Consider the following 16252-nt stretch of genomic DNA (forward strand, 5'->3'; position numbering starts at 1 on the left):
GGATATTGGTTCTACAAATAATAAAAAAAGGCCAGCAACAATGCCGGCCTTGATATTTTAACTTACCACAAATTATTTATTGGCATCTTTTACTGCTTTAAGTTTTGCTGCGTGGTCTATTTCGTAATCAGGCATGTCTTTTTTACCCTCTATTAAATAGTTATCCATCCAACGCATTAAACGTAAGCTGTAGTCGTATTGTGCTGCCACTTTACGGTTGCCGTGGCCTTCACCCGGGTAATAAACAAGGCGTACATCTTTACCTTGTACTTTCATGTAGCGGTAAAGCTCCATTGACTGTGCAGGGTGCACGCGTGGATCGTCTTTACCGTGCATAATAAGCAACGGTGTTTCTGACTGACCAGCCCAGTAAATTGGGCTGCGCTCTAAATACCATTGCCATTTATCCCACGGGTATGAACGGGCATGCACTAAGTGCATTTCGTTTGAAATATCAGTGGTACCAAACTTAGAAAGTTGGTTAGTGACACCCACAAACATAACACTTGCTGCAAAATGTTCAGTTAGTTTTGTTGCACCCCAAGCAGAGGCGTAACCGCCGTAAGAACCACCTGTGATACCAACACGTTTGCTGTCAACTAGACCCATGTCGACTAAATGGTTTTTAAAGTCCACTAGGTCGTCAAACTCTTTACCAGCGTAATCGTTTTGCCCTAGCTTTGAATAATCAACGCCTTTACCTGTAGAACCACGATAGTTTGGATAAAATACCGCGTACCCACGTGCAGCACCCATTTGGCCAGGGCGAGAGTAATTGGTGATCCACCCATCTTTGTCGTGACTTTCTGGGCCGCCATGTACTGACATTATAAGTGGGTAGCGTGTGCCTTTTTTGTAATCGAGCGGGTATACAAGTACGCCGTCTAGTTCAACGCCATCACGCGCGTTAAGTTTAATCGTTTCTTGTTTAGCAAAACGTTTATCGTTCAGCCAGCTGTTTGAGTCTGTTAAACGCTTTGCTTTTTTACTACGCACAATAAACACTTCGTTAGGGTGCTTAGCACTGTTACCACGAAGTGCCAATGTTTTATCTGAGTCAGAAACACTTAACTGCGTTGCAATAAATTGGCCTTCATCAACTAACTTTTTGTATTTATTAGAGCCTGCTTTGATACTGGCAACAAAGCTTTGCGTACCTACATTGGCAATAAAGTTAAGCGTGTTACGCTTATGCGACCATTCAAAATCAACGACGTGGCCCATAAAGTTAGGTAGCCACTCAGTGATTTTTGCGGTTTCAGTGTCAGCAATAAATAAGCGGCCAGTTGCTGGGTCATGCTTATCTTCTGCGCCTAAAATAGCGACGTATTTACCATCATGCGACAGCTCGGCATCGCCCAATTTACCCTGTGTTTTAAACGATAAAGTTACTTTTTCGTTAGCAATATCATAAAGGTGCCACATTGATTTAGTATAGCGATCGTCAATAAGTGCTGTAGGTTGAGTTTTAACGAGTAGCTTTTCACTGTCGGCTGACCAGTTAACATCGCTTACATAGCTATCAATGTTTATGGCTGTTGGCGATAATGGTTTATCTTCTTTGGCCAAATCAACAACAAAGAGTTGTTTGTTTTTTAAACCTAGTTCGTATACTTCTGCTTTAAAACCAAGTTTTTTTAATTCTTTATCTGATTTGTCGGCAGCGGGCATCGCTAATAACGCAAGCTGTTTGTTGTCAGGGCTTAGTTGATAACTTGAAATAGAAGTCCCTTTTAATGACATAACTGCTTGTGCTTGTCCGCCATCAACAGGAATTTGGTAAAGCGAAGTAAATTTATCGTCTTTAAGCTTTGCCAAAAAGTAAATTGTTTTGCTGTCGTTTGACCATTGTAGGCTTTTAATATTAACCGAGCCGGTAATAAATGGGCGTTCAACACCTTCATCGTCTACAACGTAAAGTTCGCTGTAATTGCTGCCATTTTCGTCAACGTAAAGTTTGCGTGGTAACGAGCGTGTAAATGCAACGCTTTCACCATCTGGGCTAATACTTGTTTGTATTACCGATTTTACTTTTGGAATGTCTTCAACTGTGATTGCTGATTGCGCAAATGCAAGGCTGCTTGAAAGCCCGATTGCTAGCGCTAAGCTTGTCTTAAGCATTGTTATATCCTTTATTTTTAAAATCCAGATTAGTATAACAAGCTAAGGTTAATAAACTAAAAAATGCGATTAATGCTCAAAAGAGGGCGTTAAATGAAGGTGATAAAATAAATAATGAATAGCGCGGAATGTACCGCGCTGCTTTTTATAAACTTTTTTTAGGCGGTAAGGCAACGTTTGCAAATATAAGCCCGGCTACAAGCGACATAAATATTAAAAATGTTTGCTGGCCTATATGCTCTGCATATATAAAGTCTTGGCCTTCAATGAGTGAATTTAAGCCAATGTAGGTTTTGCTACCTGGGACTAATACAATCAAGCCCTGCATTGCCACAATTGAAGCCGGCGCATTAGCAACACGGTTAAATAAATTACTAAAAATACCCACCGATAACGCGCCAACAAAGGTACCCAATGTGTAATCTAAATACATTGCTGACCCAATACTTGTGCCATAGGCTATAAAGCCTGATGCAATAGACCAACCCGCATGTTTTAGTTTGGTTCTAAATATAACTATTAGGCTGCTACACAGTAAAAATATAGCAAGCCAAGGTGTCCAGCTGGGTAAAGGCTCCGGTTGAACAAAGTCTGCTTGGCCAAAAAGTGCAAAGCCAATGCCTATACCTATAAAGCCACCAAAATAGAGTTTAAACAGCAACATAAATGAGTCCATTACTCTTGCTGTACCCGATACCAAGTGGCGAGCTGCAAGCTCTGCCAATCCAAGTGCAAGCGCAAGGCCCGGTATAAATACAATAATGGCAGAAAGCACCACCAAGCGTATGTTTACTTCGGGTGTTATATAAACGCTTACAGCACAAGCCATAATTGCTGAAACAATAGCAACAAGTGGTTCAAGCATATGCGCTACACGTTTAGAGCGCATAGACCACAATACAAATATATACACCACAAGGGTGAGTAACGCAGACCAAGTTACATCGGTCCAACTGGTGCCCATAAGCATTGCAAATGCGCCGCCCGAGGTTGCAAATGCAATACCTGTCGTTAATTTATTGTAAGGGTTAGGGGCATCAAAAATTATATCTAGCTGTTGGTCTACTTCTTGAAGAGACAATTCTTCGTTAAGCATTTTATTTACAAGGTCGTCGGTATCGGCAAGTGATCCTAAATCATGATCGCCTGGGTCAACTCGTGCCACATGCGTATACTCATCTTCATGGCCGTCGGTCCAAATGACAAAGGTGACCGAGGTGGGCGACATAACAAACGACGATTTGAGGCCTAAGTATGTGGCGACTTCCATTAAGTGTGCTTCTAGGCGGTAGGCAGGCGTACCGTATTTATGAAGCATTTTACCCAACTTAACGATAAATTTGCGTTTTTCTGTAAAGGTTGCAGTTTTCAAATCTTATTTAGGCCAGTGTGTAAATAAATTAGCTAAAAGTATAGGCTAAAACGCCCATATGTAATGGGCGCGATTTTAAAGACTAATTGGTGCGTGTCTAGTCATTTTTAATCTAATTTTTTATTTTTCTCCGCTATCCATTGCGCCATGTATTGTGTGCTTCGCATTGTGTGATGTTTGAGCATTTGTCCGGTAAAGTTTTTTTCACGATGCGTGCTTAAATCGCTGCTTATTGCATCTATTTTATTAATGAGCGCCGCGCTTAATTTTACTTTGTCGAATACGGTGTTAAGTAGCGTATTGCCAGCTTGCTGGGCATGATTAAAATCGGTTTCATTGGTATAAAGCTCAACAGCTGCATTTGCAAAGTCTTCGGTATTATTAGCCACTTTACCAGACCAAGGTAAATCGTTGTGCATGCCCTCTACACCAATACTGGTGGTAACGCTGGGTGTTTGCATTATCATGGCTTCAAGTAATTTACCTTTAATCCCTGCGCCAAACCTAAGAGGGGCTAAACATACGCGCGCACTTTGCATTACATCATAGGCGTTATCGGCCCAGCCTTTTATTAAAAAACCCGTTTTAGGGTTATTAAGTGCTGTGGCTTTAGGTGGCGGGTAAGAGCCATAAATATGTAGTTCTGCTTTTGGTAATTGCTTGCGAATAAGCGGCCATATTTTTTGTAAGTAAAGTACTGCATCCCAGTTTGGCGCATGCCTAAAATTACCTATCGTCATAAAGTGCTGACGTTCATCAAAGCTTTTTGTGGTTTCGGGCAACGAGGTTAAATCGACCATAAACGGTAAATGGTGTAATAAGCTTGGTTCGACCTTAAATACGCTATTGAGTAATTCCATTTCGTAGCTTGAAATAATTAGGCTTAGGTCGCAACGCAAAATAGCCGCTATTTCGCGTTTAGCTATGTCTGAATGTAAATCGCTGGTTGTAAATTCACGCTCGCCTTTGTGCGCTTCATGGCGTGCGTTTCGCAGGCACTGTAAATCTTCGGTATCGAGAATCTTAATGGCATTGGGGCAATGCTTATCAACGCGCCAACCAAATTGTTCTTCCATCATAAACCGGTCAAACATTACAATATCTGGGTTATAGGCTTTAACGTATTCGTCAAAGCTTTCGCAATTAAGGGCAATGCTTTGGCTTGTTATACCAAAGTCGTCAAGGTTTACCATGTGCTCTGTGCGTTGAGCGGGAGTAGCAAACTCCACTTGCCAGTTTTGTGCTGTAAATGCGTTCAATAATGACATCATGTGCGTACCCGCAGCGGATGAGTTGGGCTCTGGCCATACGTAGCCAATTACCAGCACTTTTTTCATTGGCTAGACTCTTTAATTTGTAAGTTAACATTTACCAGTGTTTTAACCGGTGGGGCTGTATTTTGTAATAGTTCTTGTAGTACTAAAAGGCAACGTTTCGCGATTTCATGCGTGCTGATTGCAACACTCGTTAATGTGTCGTCAAGTAAGGCGCTATTTTTAACTTGCTGACAGCTTACTACTTTAATGCGTTGATTAGCTGCTAAGTTTAATGTGTTAATGCTTGCTAGCACGCCGTGGGCGATAATGTCATTCGCACACACAATGGCGTTAATAGCAGGGGTGCTTTTATAAGCCTGTGCAAAAGCATTTTTGGCACTAAGAGCGGAATTTTCACCACATTCGATTGCGTTTAGTGGCGATATACTGTGTTGTGCACATGCGGTATTAAAGCCGTGTTGAAGTGTTAAGCAGCTGCTTAATTGTAAATTGCTGCCTATAAACGCAATGTTTGTAACCCCTTGAGAAAGTAAATGCATGCTAACTATATGGCTAGCTTTTTTGTAGTCGGGTAACACACAAGGTGCATTACTAAATGCAAGCTCTTGCATTAAGGTAACAACGCTATGCTGAGAACTTAATGTGTCTAACCATTGGGTGCATGTATTAGTCACAGGGCAAATTATAAATCCGGCGGCGTTGTATTCTTTTAGTTTATTAATTGCCTGTGTTTGCTGCTCAACGTTATTGTTACTGCTAACAATAACGGCCTGAAAACCTTCATTGTTTAATGTTAGCTCAAGCTCGTTGGCCAACTGTGCCATAACAGGGTCAGTTAAATCATTTATAACCACAGCGATTAAATTAGAGCGCTTTGAGCGCATAGCTGCGGCATCGCGGTTATAAACGTAGCCTAATTCATCAATTGCTTTTAATACTTTTTGTTTGCTTTTATCGCTGACTTTTTTACTTTGAGTCAGCACCAAAGACACCGTTGACTTAGACACACCTGCAAGGTCGGCAACATCAAAAATTGTGACAGATTTAGCTTTGTTATGCATAGTAGTGTTTGTCGCAGTGATAAATTAAAAACGCGTTAGTGTAGCTTAAACTGGGCTGTTAAGTCATCTTTTGCCATGTGTTGAGCCACCTTAATGCTTTATGAACAAAGCAAAACGTGTTTATATACACTTAATTGTGTAAAAAATAACAAAAGGATAAAAACATGAACGCTTTTAGGCTGTTAGTTGCCTTTATTTGTTGTGTTGTATTACTACCATTTAGTCATGCAGAGCAGGGCTACCAAACTCCTTCGCCTGATTTAGCGGCAGTGGTAGATGCTAAATTGGCGCCCACAAGTTACTTATCAAGTGATGGTCAGTGGCTTGCGCTATTTGAACGCAGGCGTGTTGTATCGCTTGATGAGCTTGCAATTGAAGAGTTAAAGCTTGCGGGGATTAAACTAAACCCGGCTAATTTTTCACGCACACGGGTGCGCGCAAATTTTAGTGCTGTAGAACTTAAACATGTGCAAAGTGGCACTGTTATTAATATTAATAACTTACCAAATGGTATTATTCGCTCGCCTAAGTGGTCTTCAAATAGCAAATACTTGGCGTTTATTGTTGAACAAACAAACGAAGCAAATTTATGGCTTTATAGTGTTGAAAGTAAACAAGCAAAAATGCTTTCAAGTGCTGCGTTAAATTCAGTTTTAACGGCATCGCCATACCAATGGTTACCAGACAGCACAGCCATTATTGCAAACCTAGCTGTAAATGTGGGTAAACCACGACTAGAAAACAACAGCCAAAATGTTGTGCCAGTTATTCAGCAAAGTACTGGTGAAAAAGCCCCCGCACGCACGTATCAAAATTTATTAACGAGCCCATTTGATGAAGCTCAATTTAAGTTTTTTGGCCAAGGCCAGTTGGCTTACATTACCCTTGATGGAAAAGCCCAAGCTATTGGCAGTCCTGCACTTTTTAAATCGTTTTCGGTGTCGCCCGACTCGACTAATATTTTGGTGGCGGGAATTAACGAGCCGTTTTCGTATCAAGTGCCTTACAGCCGCTTTGCGACAACGTGGCAAATATGGGGTATGCGTGGTTTTGCATTAGCCGAGCTTGCTAAGCAACCTTTGGCCGATAATATTCCACAAGGTTACGACAGTGTACGTACAGGAAGACGTAATTTTGAATGGCGAGCAGACCAGGGTGCTGAAGTTATTTGGGCAGAAGCGCAAGATGGCGGCGACATGAAAACTGACGTACCGCACCATGATTACATTTATAGCCTACGTGCACCGTTTAAACGCGAGCCAAAGTTATTTGCAAAAGTAGAACGTCGTTATGCGGGTATGGAGTGGGCTAATAACGACATTGCTATGCTGAGCGATTGGCGCTTTAGCGACCGTCAATTGCGTACGTATGTTATTCAGCCACGTAATGCCGATAGTAACCGTGTGCTGTTTTCAGAGCGCAGTTATAACGATGCTTATAAAGATCCCGGTAATGCTATTTACGAGCGTAACGATTTAGGCGCTAATGTAATTAAAGTGGTTGGTGGGCGTTATATTTACCTGCGTGGCAATGGTGCGTCAGAACAAGGTAACATCCCGTTTTTAGACAGGTACGATGTAAAAACAAATAGCAGCAAGCGTTTATGGCAATCTAAAGCGCCTTATTACGAGCGTGTAAGGGCGCTGCTTGATGACGAAGGCGAACGCTTTATTACTGTTCGTGAGTCTAAAACTGAGCAGCCTAACTTTTTCATTCGTGATTTAGATGACGATTCGTTAACCCAACTAACGCAATTTGAACACCCATACCCTGCTTTTAAAGGGGTAACAAAAGAACAAGTGCGTTACACGCGCGACGACGGTGTTGAGCTTTCTGGCACGTTATATTTACCACCAGGGTACGACAAAACACAAGGCACTTTGCCTGTGCTTATGTGGGCTTACCCGCTTGAATACAAAGACAAAGCAGTAGCGTCGCAAGTTCGCGAGTCGCCTTACGAGTTTACGTATATTGGTTACTGGGGCCCAATGCCGTACCTTGCCAAAGGTATTGCCGTATTTGACGATCCTAAAATGCCCATTGTTGGTATTGATGGCAGCGAGCCAAATGATCACTTCAGAAAACAGCTGGTTTCTAGCGCCAAAGCAGCAGTAGATGTGTTAGTTAATAAAGGGATTGCTGATAAAGACAAAATAGCCATAGCAGGGCATTCATACGGTGCATTTATGGTTGCTAACTTATTGGCGCATAGTGATTTATTTAAAACAGGTATTGCTCGAAGTGGTGCGTATAACCGTACGTTAACACCATTTGGTTTTCAGGGGGAAGAACGTGATTTTTGGCAGGCGCAAAGTGTATACGCTAATATGTCGCCGTTTTTTCACGCCGAAAAAATCGATGAGCCAATGCTCATGATACACGGTAAAGAGGATCCTAATTCAGGCACTTTTCCAATGCAAAGTGAGCGCATGTATGCCGCGCTTAAAGGCTTAGGAAAAGATGCCCGTTTAGTTATGCTGCCTTACGAAGCTCATGGCTACCGCGCACGTAAAAGCTTATTACATGTATTGTGGGAGCAAGAGCAGTGGCTAGATAAGTATTTGTTAAATGATACACCACAGCCAGTAGAGGTCGTTAGCGAGCCTGCTGTTAATACCCAGCAATAACAATACACATAGGTAAGCAACAGCGCGGCTACTTATAGCCGCGTTTTTGTTATGAATACGAGAGTAAATTAATGATTGATGTAGCAGCACTGGCAGTTTTTATTCCTACGTTCTTTTTTGTATCTATCACACCGGGTATGTGTATGACCCTTGCCATGACATTAGGTATGAGCATCGGTGTGCGCCGCACCCTGTGGATGATGATAGGTGAGCTGTTAGGGGTTGCAAGTGTAGCTATTGCGGCGGTACTTGGGGTTGCAAGTGTCATGCTAAATTATCCTGATGCGTTCGCTATTTTAAAATGGGTCGGTGGTGCCTACTTAATTTATATAGGTATAAATATGTGGCGCGCCAAAGGTAAAATGTCGGTTAATACACATAGCCCAAGTGATGTAAGTAGGCAGTCGCTTTTTACGCAAGGGTTTATTACCGCTGTTGCTAACCCAAAAGGGTGGGCGTTTATGATCTCACTATTGCCGCCGTTTATTAATGTTGACCAGGCTGTTGCGCCACAGTTATTTATTTTACTTAGCGTAATTATGATAACCGAATTTGTAAGTATGTTAGCGTATGCAACAGGTGGTAAAAGCCTACGCTTGTTTTTAGCCCGAGGCGATAATATTAAATGGATGAACCGGATTGCAGGCAGTTTAATGATGCTTGTAGGTGTTTGGTTAGCCTTAGATTAATAATAAAGAGCCCGTGGCTCTTTATTATTTTGCGTATAACGACTATTAATTTTTTAATTAGAACCTGCGTGATTTAACTGTGCTTGTAAAAATGGCGCCGTTTTACTTTTTTGTGACTCAGCGACCTTTTCAGGTTTACCTTGTGCAACTATTACCCCGCCTTCGTCGCCGGCTCCTGGGCCAATATCAATAACCCAATCACTGTTACTGGCTACTTGCATATCGTGCTCAACCATAATGACGGTGTTGCCAGCATCAACTAAGCCATTTAACTGCGCCATTAGCATGGCTACATCTTTTGGGTGTAGGCCTGTGGTTGGCTCATCTAAAATATAAAGCGTATCGCCACGCTGTGTACGTTGTAGTTCAGTGGCAAGTTTAATGCGCTGGGCTTCACCGCCCGAAAGTTCAGTAGCAGGTTGTCCTAAACGTAAATAGCCAAGGCCCACTTGTAAAAGCGCATTGAGCGCGCGCAAAATAGCGGGTTCATTGGTAAAAAATGTATGTGCTGACTCTACCGTTAAATTAAGCACATCGGCAATGGTTTTCTCTTTATAGGTAATGTCGAGTGTTTTTTGGTTATAGCGTTTGCCATTACACACAGGGCAAGGCGAATACACGCTGGGTAAAAATAACAGCTCTACGCTTACAAAGCCTACGCCTTCACAGTTTTCGCAGCGGCCTTTTTTAACATTAAACGAAAAGCGACCAGCATCGTATTTTCGCTTTTTTGCCTCAGTGGTGTTTGCAAATAGCTTACGTACTTGATCGAATAAGCCCGTGTACGTTGCAAGGTTTGAGCGAGGCGTACGGCCAATGGCTTTTTGATCAACCGTTATTAGGCGCTTTATGTGTTCAATGCCCAGAGTTATTTGCCCGTCGGTTGCTACGTTGAGCTCTTGCTCGAGTAACTCTGCTTCGTCGGTTGGCATTTGTGGTTGCGATTTTTGCCCAAGTGCATCGTAAACCAAGTCAACAAGTGCTTGGCTTACTAAGCTCGATTTACCAGAGCCAGATACTCCCGTAACACTTGTAATAACCCCAAGCGGAAATTCTACATTAAGCTTTTGTAAGTTATTACGTTCAACATTTTTAAGCGCTAGCCACGCTTTAGGTTGGCGCTGCTTGTTTTGTATGGGAGCCTGCTGGGGTTGGTTATTTTTAAATAAATACTGACTAGTGTGTGAGCTACTAATTTGCTTTAAGCCTTCAACGGGGCCGCTATAAACTATGTTACCGCCATGGGAGCCCGCATTTGGTCCAACATCGACTACCCAGTCGGCATGTCTAATAACACTTACGTCGTGCTCAACCACAAATACTGAGTTACCAGCGGCTATTAGTTCATCTAATGCGCTTAAAAGTGCTTGTGTATCGGCAGGGTGTAAACCAGCAGAAGGTTCATCTAACACATACACAACACCAAATAATTTTGAGCGAAGTTGCGTTGCTAGCCGCAAACGTTGTAACTCCCCTGGTGATAACGATGGGGTGGTGCGCTCAAGCGATAAATACCCTAGGCCAAGTTTAGTCAATGATTCTATACGTTTAATAATATCGCTTGTAATACGCTTAGCGACGATGGCTTTTTCTGGGTGTGTAGCGTTACTTTTAGCAGGTAGATTAGGAGCAATGCTTAATTTATCTGCAAGTTCGTTTAATGTTAACTGCGAAATTTCGCCTATATCAAGGCCCGCGACTTTAACCGATAACGACTCTTTTTTAAGCTTTTTACCTTTACAGCTTGGGCATGGGGATATTTGCATAAACTGCGACACTCGTTTTTTAATACGAGGGCTTTGTGTTGTAGCAAAAGATTTAAGAACAAAGCGCTTAGCACTGGTAAAAGTACCTTTATAGCGAGGTTTTTCGCCATTTTTAATGGCGTTTTTAACCTCTAAAATAGTGTAGTCTGGATAAACAGGCACAGTGGGGGTATCGTCTGAAAATAAAATCCAATCGCGTGCTTTTTGCGGTAACTCATACCATGGTATGTCGATGTCGTAACCAAGTGATACCAGTATGCGACTTAAGTTTTTACCTTGCCATGCTGGTGGCCAAGCTTCTATGGCGCCTTCGCGTATCGTTTTTGTATTGTCGGGCACAAGTAGTTGTTCGGTTACCTCAAAAGTGCGGCCAATGCCCGAACATTGTGGGCATGCACCTTCGGGGGTATTTGGAGAAAACGCATCGGCATACAAAATGCTCTGCCCTTTAGGGTATTCGCCAGCGCGTGAGTAAAGCATTCGCAGCGCGTTAGAAATAGTAGTTACGCTGCCAACCGATGAACGAACAGAAGGCGCACCGCGCTGTTGCTGCATTGCTACTGCTGGTGGCAGTCCTTCAATTGAGTCTACGTCGGGTTCGTCAACCTGATCGATTAACCTGCGTGCATAAGGCGATACCGAATCAAGGTAACGATGCTGCGATTCAGCAAATAATGTTCCAAAGGCGAGCGATGATTTACCCGAGCCCGATATACCAGTAAACACCACAAGCGAATTACGGGGCAGGTTTACATCCACATTTTTTAAGTTATGAACACGTGCGCCTCTTACTTGAATGCTGTGCTCAGTGTTTAATAAAGCCGATTGCGAATGTTCAATCGCGCCTAAACTGTTAAATGTGGTTGCCATGTAATTTTCTCCGTTTAATCGCCATGTTTATTAGGTGAAATTAAAGCTAAGATTACACAAGCAACGCTGAATGAGCGCTTAGTGAGCATTATTGAATTTGTTGTGTATGTTTACATAATAGGTAAATGCTGAGAGTATGCTTAACTATGTAGACTATACAAACGTCATTAAGTACGCTTGAAGGAGGTTATTAATATGATTAAAGCATGGATTTTAATGTTGGTTATACTGTCGTCTTCGGTCTTGGCAAATACTGAGAACGTTATAAACGTAGACAGAGCCATACCTAATAGCTTGCATTTAGCATTTCCAAACGATGCTAACATTACGCCTAAAAAAGGCGACTTCAATGTTTTAAATTACATATTAATGAGTAATAACGAGGGTGAACGCTGGGCAGTAATAACACTCACTAATTTATCGACGGGTAATCGTGAGCTTAACGAAGACCACTTACTGGCTTTGTTCGCTGATGGAACGCGACTACCTCCTCAACCTTTTAAATTAAGTTTTAAGGGTAACGAAACGCAGTCGGTAACTGTCTCGTTTGCTAAATATAAATTTCCTATTTTAAGTGTTTACTCAAATAATGATCAGTAGCTAACTTTAAAATAAGCCTAAATATGCAGTAATTGTTTTAGCTTATCGGCACCGGCTCTGCTGGTGCTTAGCTCCGATTTTACATCGTCGTTTACAATCACCATCAATTTGCCGTTAAACCAGCGCTGTATTTCTTTTATATGGTCAATATTAACCAAATAGCTGCGATGAATACGCACAAAGTTGTGCGTGGCTAGGGCGTGTTCAAGCTGATCGAGCGTGTCGCTCAAATGATTAAACGTTTCTCCATTCCACGCTAAGCTATTTCCTTGCTCTGATTTAATAAATTTAATGTCGCTTGGGGAAAGCAAAAATATGCGCTCGCCACTTTTACTAACTAGCTTGTTTAATGAACTTTCGGTGAGTGTAAAAGCGGGTTCACCTGCGCAGCTAGTTACATGAGTATGCGCTCGTTGTTGCTCTAATTGCTGCTGCGCTTTGGCTAACGCTTTTTTTAATCGTGCAATTGGAAAAGGTTTGAGTAAATAGTCAGTTGAGGCGTGCTCAAATGCTTCAATCGCAAATTGGTCGTACGCGGTGGTGTAAATAATAATGGGTTGGTAGTTAAGTAAATCAATAAGTTCAAGGCCATTAATTTCAGGCATTTGAATATCAAGCAATACCACATCAGGAGTCAGCTCATTAATTAATGCAATGGCCTCTTTGCCATTAGTGGCAATACCTACCACGTCAACATGCTCCATTAAGCTTAATTGATGGTTTAATTTTTCGCGAGCAGGGAGCTCGTCATCGGCAAACAGTATGCGCATTTTAGCCGTTGTATTTGGCAGGTTTATATTGTTCATAACGCTAGTTCCAGCGTAACAACAGCACCATTATCATTACTGAGTAATACTTTACTTTGTCCAAGTTGATTAACGCGTAGCATAATGTTTTTCATCCCTATACCTTTTCCGTAGCCACATTTTAATACATCGTCAGTAAAGCCTTTTCCGTTGTCGCTTATCACAATTTTTACCCCGTTAGACATTTCACTCAGGGTAATATTAAGTGTAAGTGAAGTTTGTTTAGCATTGTGCTTAATTGCATTTTCAATAATAGGTTGAATAAGTAGAGGTGGTAGCGTTTTGTTTTTAAGGGTATTAGGAATGTGGTAATTAACCTTAAGCTTATCGCCAAAGCGTGCTTTTTCAATATTTAGGTACTTTTCTATTATGGTAAGCTCTTGCTGTAAAGGTATTTGCTGTTGCTCTGCGGTATCAAGCGAGTACCTTAAAATATCAGCCAGTTCATGCAGTACTTCATCGGCCAAATCGGGTTTTGTGTGTATGTAAGCGGAAATTGTATTTAAGCTATTAAACATAAAATGAGGGTTTAGCTGGTATCGCAATGTAGCAAGCTGGGCTTGTTTAAGCGCATGCTTTTCGGCTGTTACGCGTTTTTTGCTTTCAATAAAAATACTGGTAAGGTAAATACACGAGCCCCAAAGTAAGCCGTTAAATACAACAAATATCCCCATTGATTTATGCCCATCAAAAAGCAGTGTCAGTAATACATCGGTAAGCACATTACCGAGGGCCATAAATACAACGGCAATTAACCATTCAAGTGCTGTTTTATTAATGTGCTTATTGCGCAGATAAAAAATAACCGCTGCCGCACTCCATACGGGAACCCAATAAAAAGTAATAAACCACACGGTTGCGGCGAGTGCACTGCCGCCTGTTAAGGGCGCAGAGTTAGCAATTATCAGCCCAAGGGCGTAAGCAATATCAACAATAAGTAGAATAAAAAAGCTGTATTTGTAAAAAGGATGTTTGAGCATAATAGGTGCTTCTTTTTGTAAGTGATTAAACCATAACAAAAAACAGTCAAAACCCAAAGAGTTTGTGTTTTGACTGTCACTTATTTAGAAGTAAGTTAGCTCTTTGATTTGTAATGTATTTTTTAACGGCTCGTTGCTTGCGCCTGGCATTTTACGCCACATTAAGTTAACCCCTGTTAATTCTGTTGCCGACCACGTAACGGGGCTACCAAACCCAAACTGTTTAAATGTAGTGAAAGGTATATCAAGCGTGGTCCACTCATCGCGTGGTTTTAAAAGTACACTAAAGTGATCCCAATCTTTTACATCACTATGATAAACAGACATAGCAAAAGGTGTAGTTGAGCCTTTATAGGTTAAGCGAATACCTTTAAATGTTGAGGCATCAGCCGGTGACGAAAACTTAATTTCAGCGCCTGCCCATGCACCAAAGCTTGTAGGCTTTGTAATGGTTGTATCAATAGTTAAGCTATTTTTATGCGTGGTAAGCGTTGCAACAGACTGCCCACCCATTACCGAATCGCTCATAGCTTGCCATGGTGTATCACCGGTAAAATCATCAATAGTATGCTGTGCTTGGCTGCTTTTAACTTCTTCATTGCAGGTAGGGCCTTGTGGTGTAATGGCGTTGTTTTGAGCAATAAGCGCTGGGCGGTCTACTTTTAAACCTGTTTTATACACCTGTGAGATAGTGTGAATATGATTTATATCATTAAGTGGGTTTTGTTTAAGCAGTACAAAACTTGCCTCAAAACCTTTAGCAAGTTTGCCAATGCTCTCGGCTTTATTAATCGCTTTTGCGCCGTTAACCGTTGCTGCGTTAATTATTTCACCATTAGTTAGGCCTGCTTTTTTAAGCGCATCTAACTCGTTGTGTAACCCTGTACCGTGCAGCGTGTAAGGGTTTCCGGCATCAGAGCCTGTGCCAATAGTAATATTAGCTTTATGTAGCTTTTGTATATTTGCATAAGCGGTTTTGCGCTCATCCCACGCGTGCTCTTTCCACTTTGAAGGTGCAGGCACCTTTTCAAACAAACAGCCTTGAAGCTTTTCAGGAATGGTTTTTAGTAACTCGCTTTGTGAGCTAATAGTATGGTTATGCTTTTCATCGCTATGATTGTGGTACACCGCGAGGGTAGGAATGTAAGTTACGTTATGTTGTTTCATTAGCGTAATAAATTCATCGTCAATCGCTTCGCTATTAATACCGTGCGCTAAAGCCGTTGCACCGGCTTTGATAGCACGTTTACCATCATTTAGTGTAGAAACATGCACAAAATACGGTAAATTAGCGGCTTTAGAGCGCTTACCTAGCTCAGCCAGTTGGCTATCAGTTAACGATTTACCTACACCGCCAAAGGTTTCAATAACCGCTTTAGTTACATGTGGATTAGTGCTTATATGTTTTTGCCACAGCGCTGCTATGTCTTCATCTTTGGCAATTTCGTATGCTTGGCCACCAAACTGCGTGCCATGCCCGCCAGGGTTGGTAAACAAAGTACCCGCATAAAAAAGGTTAGGGGTTAGTTGGGCTGCTTTTAATTGCGCAGCTTCGTTTAGGGTTTGTTCAAACGAAAACAAATCAACAATGTTGGTTACGCCTAAATACAAATTAGAATTAAAGTGCGATTTAACCGGCAAATACTGAAATTCAGTAAAGTTACTGCCCGATGAGCCTAAATGTACATGTAAATCAATTAAACCGGGTATTGCATACTGGTTGTTGGCGTTAATTGTTTTATCTGCGTTTTGTAGTGGGTCAGTCGCTTTAGTAATGCTTACAATTTTACCTTCATCAATATACAGCGAACTTGGCGCAGAAAAGCTTTGCGAACTACTTTGGTATAAACGAATGTTATCGACTCGCAGGTCAATGGCGTGAGCACTAAAGTGGCTTGCTAAGCTCAGTGCTATAACTGTTTTTGTAATAATGTTCATGACTGTATTCCTTATCAAAAAAATAGGTATTTGGCGTTTTGTTGATAAGAAAGTTAGCGACTTTTATAACCTGCTTCATTAATTTTTATCTGAATCGACATTATTGGCAGTTGAACCGACACAAAAGTAAATAAGCGTTGTGGTG

At 41.7% G+C, this 16252-nt stretch carries 11 protein-coding genes; 3 read left to right on the top strand and 8 right to left on the bottom strand.

What is annotated here, in order from left to right:
* Positions 1–72: 72 nt before the first annotated feature.
* The 4 genes from MTP24_RS17875 to MTP24_RS17890 form a co-directional block, all read right to left on the bottom strand.
* On the bottom strand, positions 73–2121 hold the full coding sequence (locus MTP24_RS17875) for a S9 family peptidase (RefSeq protein ID WP_243533893.1): 2049 nt from the start codon (positions 2119–2121) through the stop codon (positions 73–75).
* 145 nt (positions 2122–2266) lie between these two features.
* Positions 2267–3493, bottom strand: coding sequence for a threonine/serine exporter family protein (locus tag MTP24_RS17880; RefSeq protein ID WP_243533895.1), 1227 nt, complete (start codon positions 3491–3493; stop codon positions 2267–2269).
* Positions 3494–3600: 107 nt separating this feature from the next.
* A complete protein-coding gene (locus MTP24_RS17885) occupies positions 3601–4830 on the bottom strand; it encodes a glycosyltransferase (RefSeq protein ID WP_138739573.1) in 1230 nt (409 codons plus the stop codon).
* Entirely contained in the window at positions 4827–5831 is a 1005-nt protein-coding gene (locus MTP24_RS17890; RefSeq protein ID WP_138739574.1) for a LacI family DNA-binding transcriptional regulator, read from the bottom strand. The genes MTP24_RS17885 and MTP24_RS17890 overlap by 4 nt, the downstream gene beginning before the upstream one ends.
* Before the next feature lie 164 nt (positions 5832–5995).
* On the opposite strand from MTP24_RS17890, the gene MTP24_RS17895 reads away from it, so the two are divergent.
* Positions 5996–8458 (top strand): prolyl oligopeptidase family serine peptidase, encoded by a 2463-nt coding sequence (locus tag MTP24_RS17895; RefSeq protein WP_203988007.1) that lies wholly within the window; start codon positions 5996–5998, stop codon positions 8456–8458.
* A 71-nt stretch (positions 8459–8529) separates the two neighbouring features.
* Complete coding sequence (locus MTP24_RS17900) at positions 8530–9147, top strand: LysE family translocator (RefSeq protein ID WP_008129686.1); 618 nt, start codon at positions 8530–8532, stop codon at positions 9145–9147.
* A 53-nt stretch (positions 9148–9200) separates the two neighbouring features.
* Here the strand turns inward: MTP24_RS17900 and uvrA are convergent, their stop codons facing one another.
* Positions 9201–11783, bottom strand: a complete 2583-nt coding sequence (gene uvrA / locus MTP24_RS17905) for an excinuclease ABC subunit UvrA (RefSeq protein WP_243533897.1) — start codon at positions 11781–11783, stop codon at positions 9201–9203.
* A gap of 195 nt (positions 11784–11978) precedes the next feature.
* Here uvrA and MTP24_RS17910 point away from each other — a divergent pair, with 195 nt between their 5' ends.
* Entirely contained in the window at positions 11979–12383 is a 405-nt protein-coding gene (locus tag MTP24_RS17910; RefSeq protein WP_243533899.1) for a hypothetical protein, read from the top strand.
* Positions 12384–12400: 17 nt separating this feature from the next.
* On the opposite strand, the gene MTP24_RS17915 is transcribed toward MTP24_RS17910, so the two are convergent.
* From MTP24_RS17915 to MTP24_RS17925, 3 genes are read right to left on the bottom strand one after another with little or no spacing between them, the layout of a single operon-like run.
* Complete coding sequence (locus MTP24_RS17915; RefSeq protein WP_243533901.1) at positions 12401–13189, bottom strand: LytTR family transcriptional regulator DNA-binding domain-containing protein; 789 nt, start codon at positions 13187–13189, stop codon at positions 12401–12403.
* On the bottom strand, positions 13186–14226 hold the full coding sequence (locus tag MTP24_RS17920; RefSeq protein ID WP_010556810.1) for a histidine kinase: 1041 nt from the start codon (positions 14224–14226) through the stop codon (positions 13186–13188). The genes MTP24_RS17915 and MTP24_RS17920 overlap by 4 nt, the downstream gene beginning before the upstream one ends.
* 27 nt (positions 14227–14253) lie before the next feature.
* Positions 14254–16107, bottom strand: coding sequence for a CIA30 family protein (locus MTP24_RS17925; protein ID WP_243533903.1), 1854 nt, complete (start codon positions 16105–16107; stop codon positions 14254–14256).
* Between the last annotated feature and the right edge of the window lie 145 nt (positions 16108–16252).

It is taken from the genome of Pseudoalteromonas sp. APM04 (genome assembly GCF_022809815.1).
In the GTDB taxonomy this organism is placed as follows: Bacteria; Pseudomonadota; Gammaproteobacteria; order Enterobacterales; family Alteromonadaceae; genus Pseudoalteromonas; species Pseudoalteromonas marina.

Excerpts from the sequence above, each read along its gene's own strand:
- MTP24_RS17875 (WP_243533893.1), bottom strand. The coding sequence starts at position 2,121 with ATGCTTAAGACAAGCTTAGCGCTAGCAATCGGGCTTTCAAGCAGCCTT.
- MTP24_RS17885 (WP_138739573.1), bottom strand. The coding sequence starts at position 4,830 with ATGAAAAAAGTGCTGGTAATTGGCTACGTATGGCCAGAGCCCAACTCA.
- MTP24_RS17890 (WP_138739574.1), bottom strand. The coding sequence starts at position 5,831 with ATGCATAACAAAGCTAAATCTGTCACAATTTTTGATGTTGCCGACCTT.
- MTP24_RS17895 (WP_203988007.1), top strand. The coding sequence starts at position 5,996 with ATGAACGCTTTTAGGCTGTTAGTTGCCTTTATTTGTTGTGTTGTATTA.
- MTP24_RS17900 (WP_008129686.1), top strand. The coding sequence starts at position 8,530 with ATGATTGATGTAGCAGCACTGGCAGTTTTTATTCCTACGTTCTTTTTT.
- uvrA (WP_243533897.1), bottom strand. The coding sequence starts at position 11,783 with ATGGCAACCACATTTAACAGTTTAGGCGCGATTGAACATTCGCAATCG.
- MTP24_RS17910 (WP_243533899.1), top strand. The coding sequence starts at position 11,979 with ATGATTAAAGCATGGATTTTAATGTTGGTTATACTGTCGTCTTCGGTC.
- MTP24_RS17915 (WP_243533901.1), bottom strand. The coding sequence starts at position 13,189 with ATGAACAATATAAACCTGCCAAATACAACGGCTAAAATGCGCATACTG.
- MTP24_RS17925 (WP_243533903.1), bottom strand. The coding sequence starts at position 16,107 with ATGAACATTATTACAAAAACAGTTATAGCACTGAGCTTAGCAAGCCAC.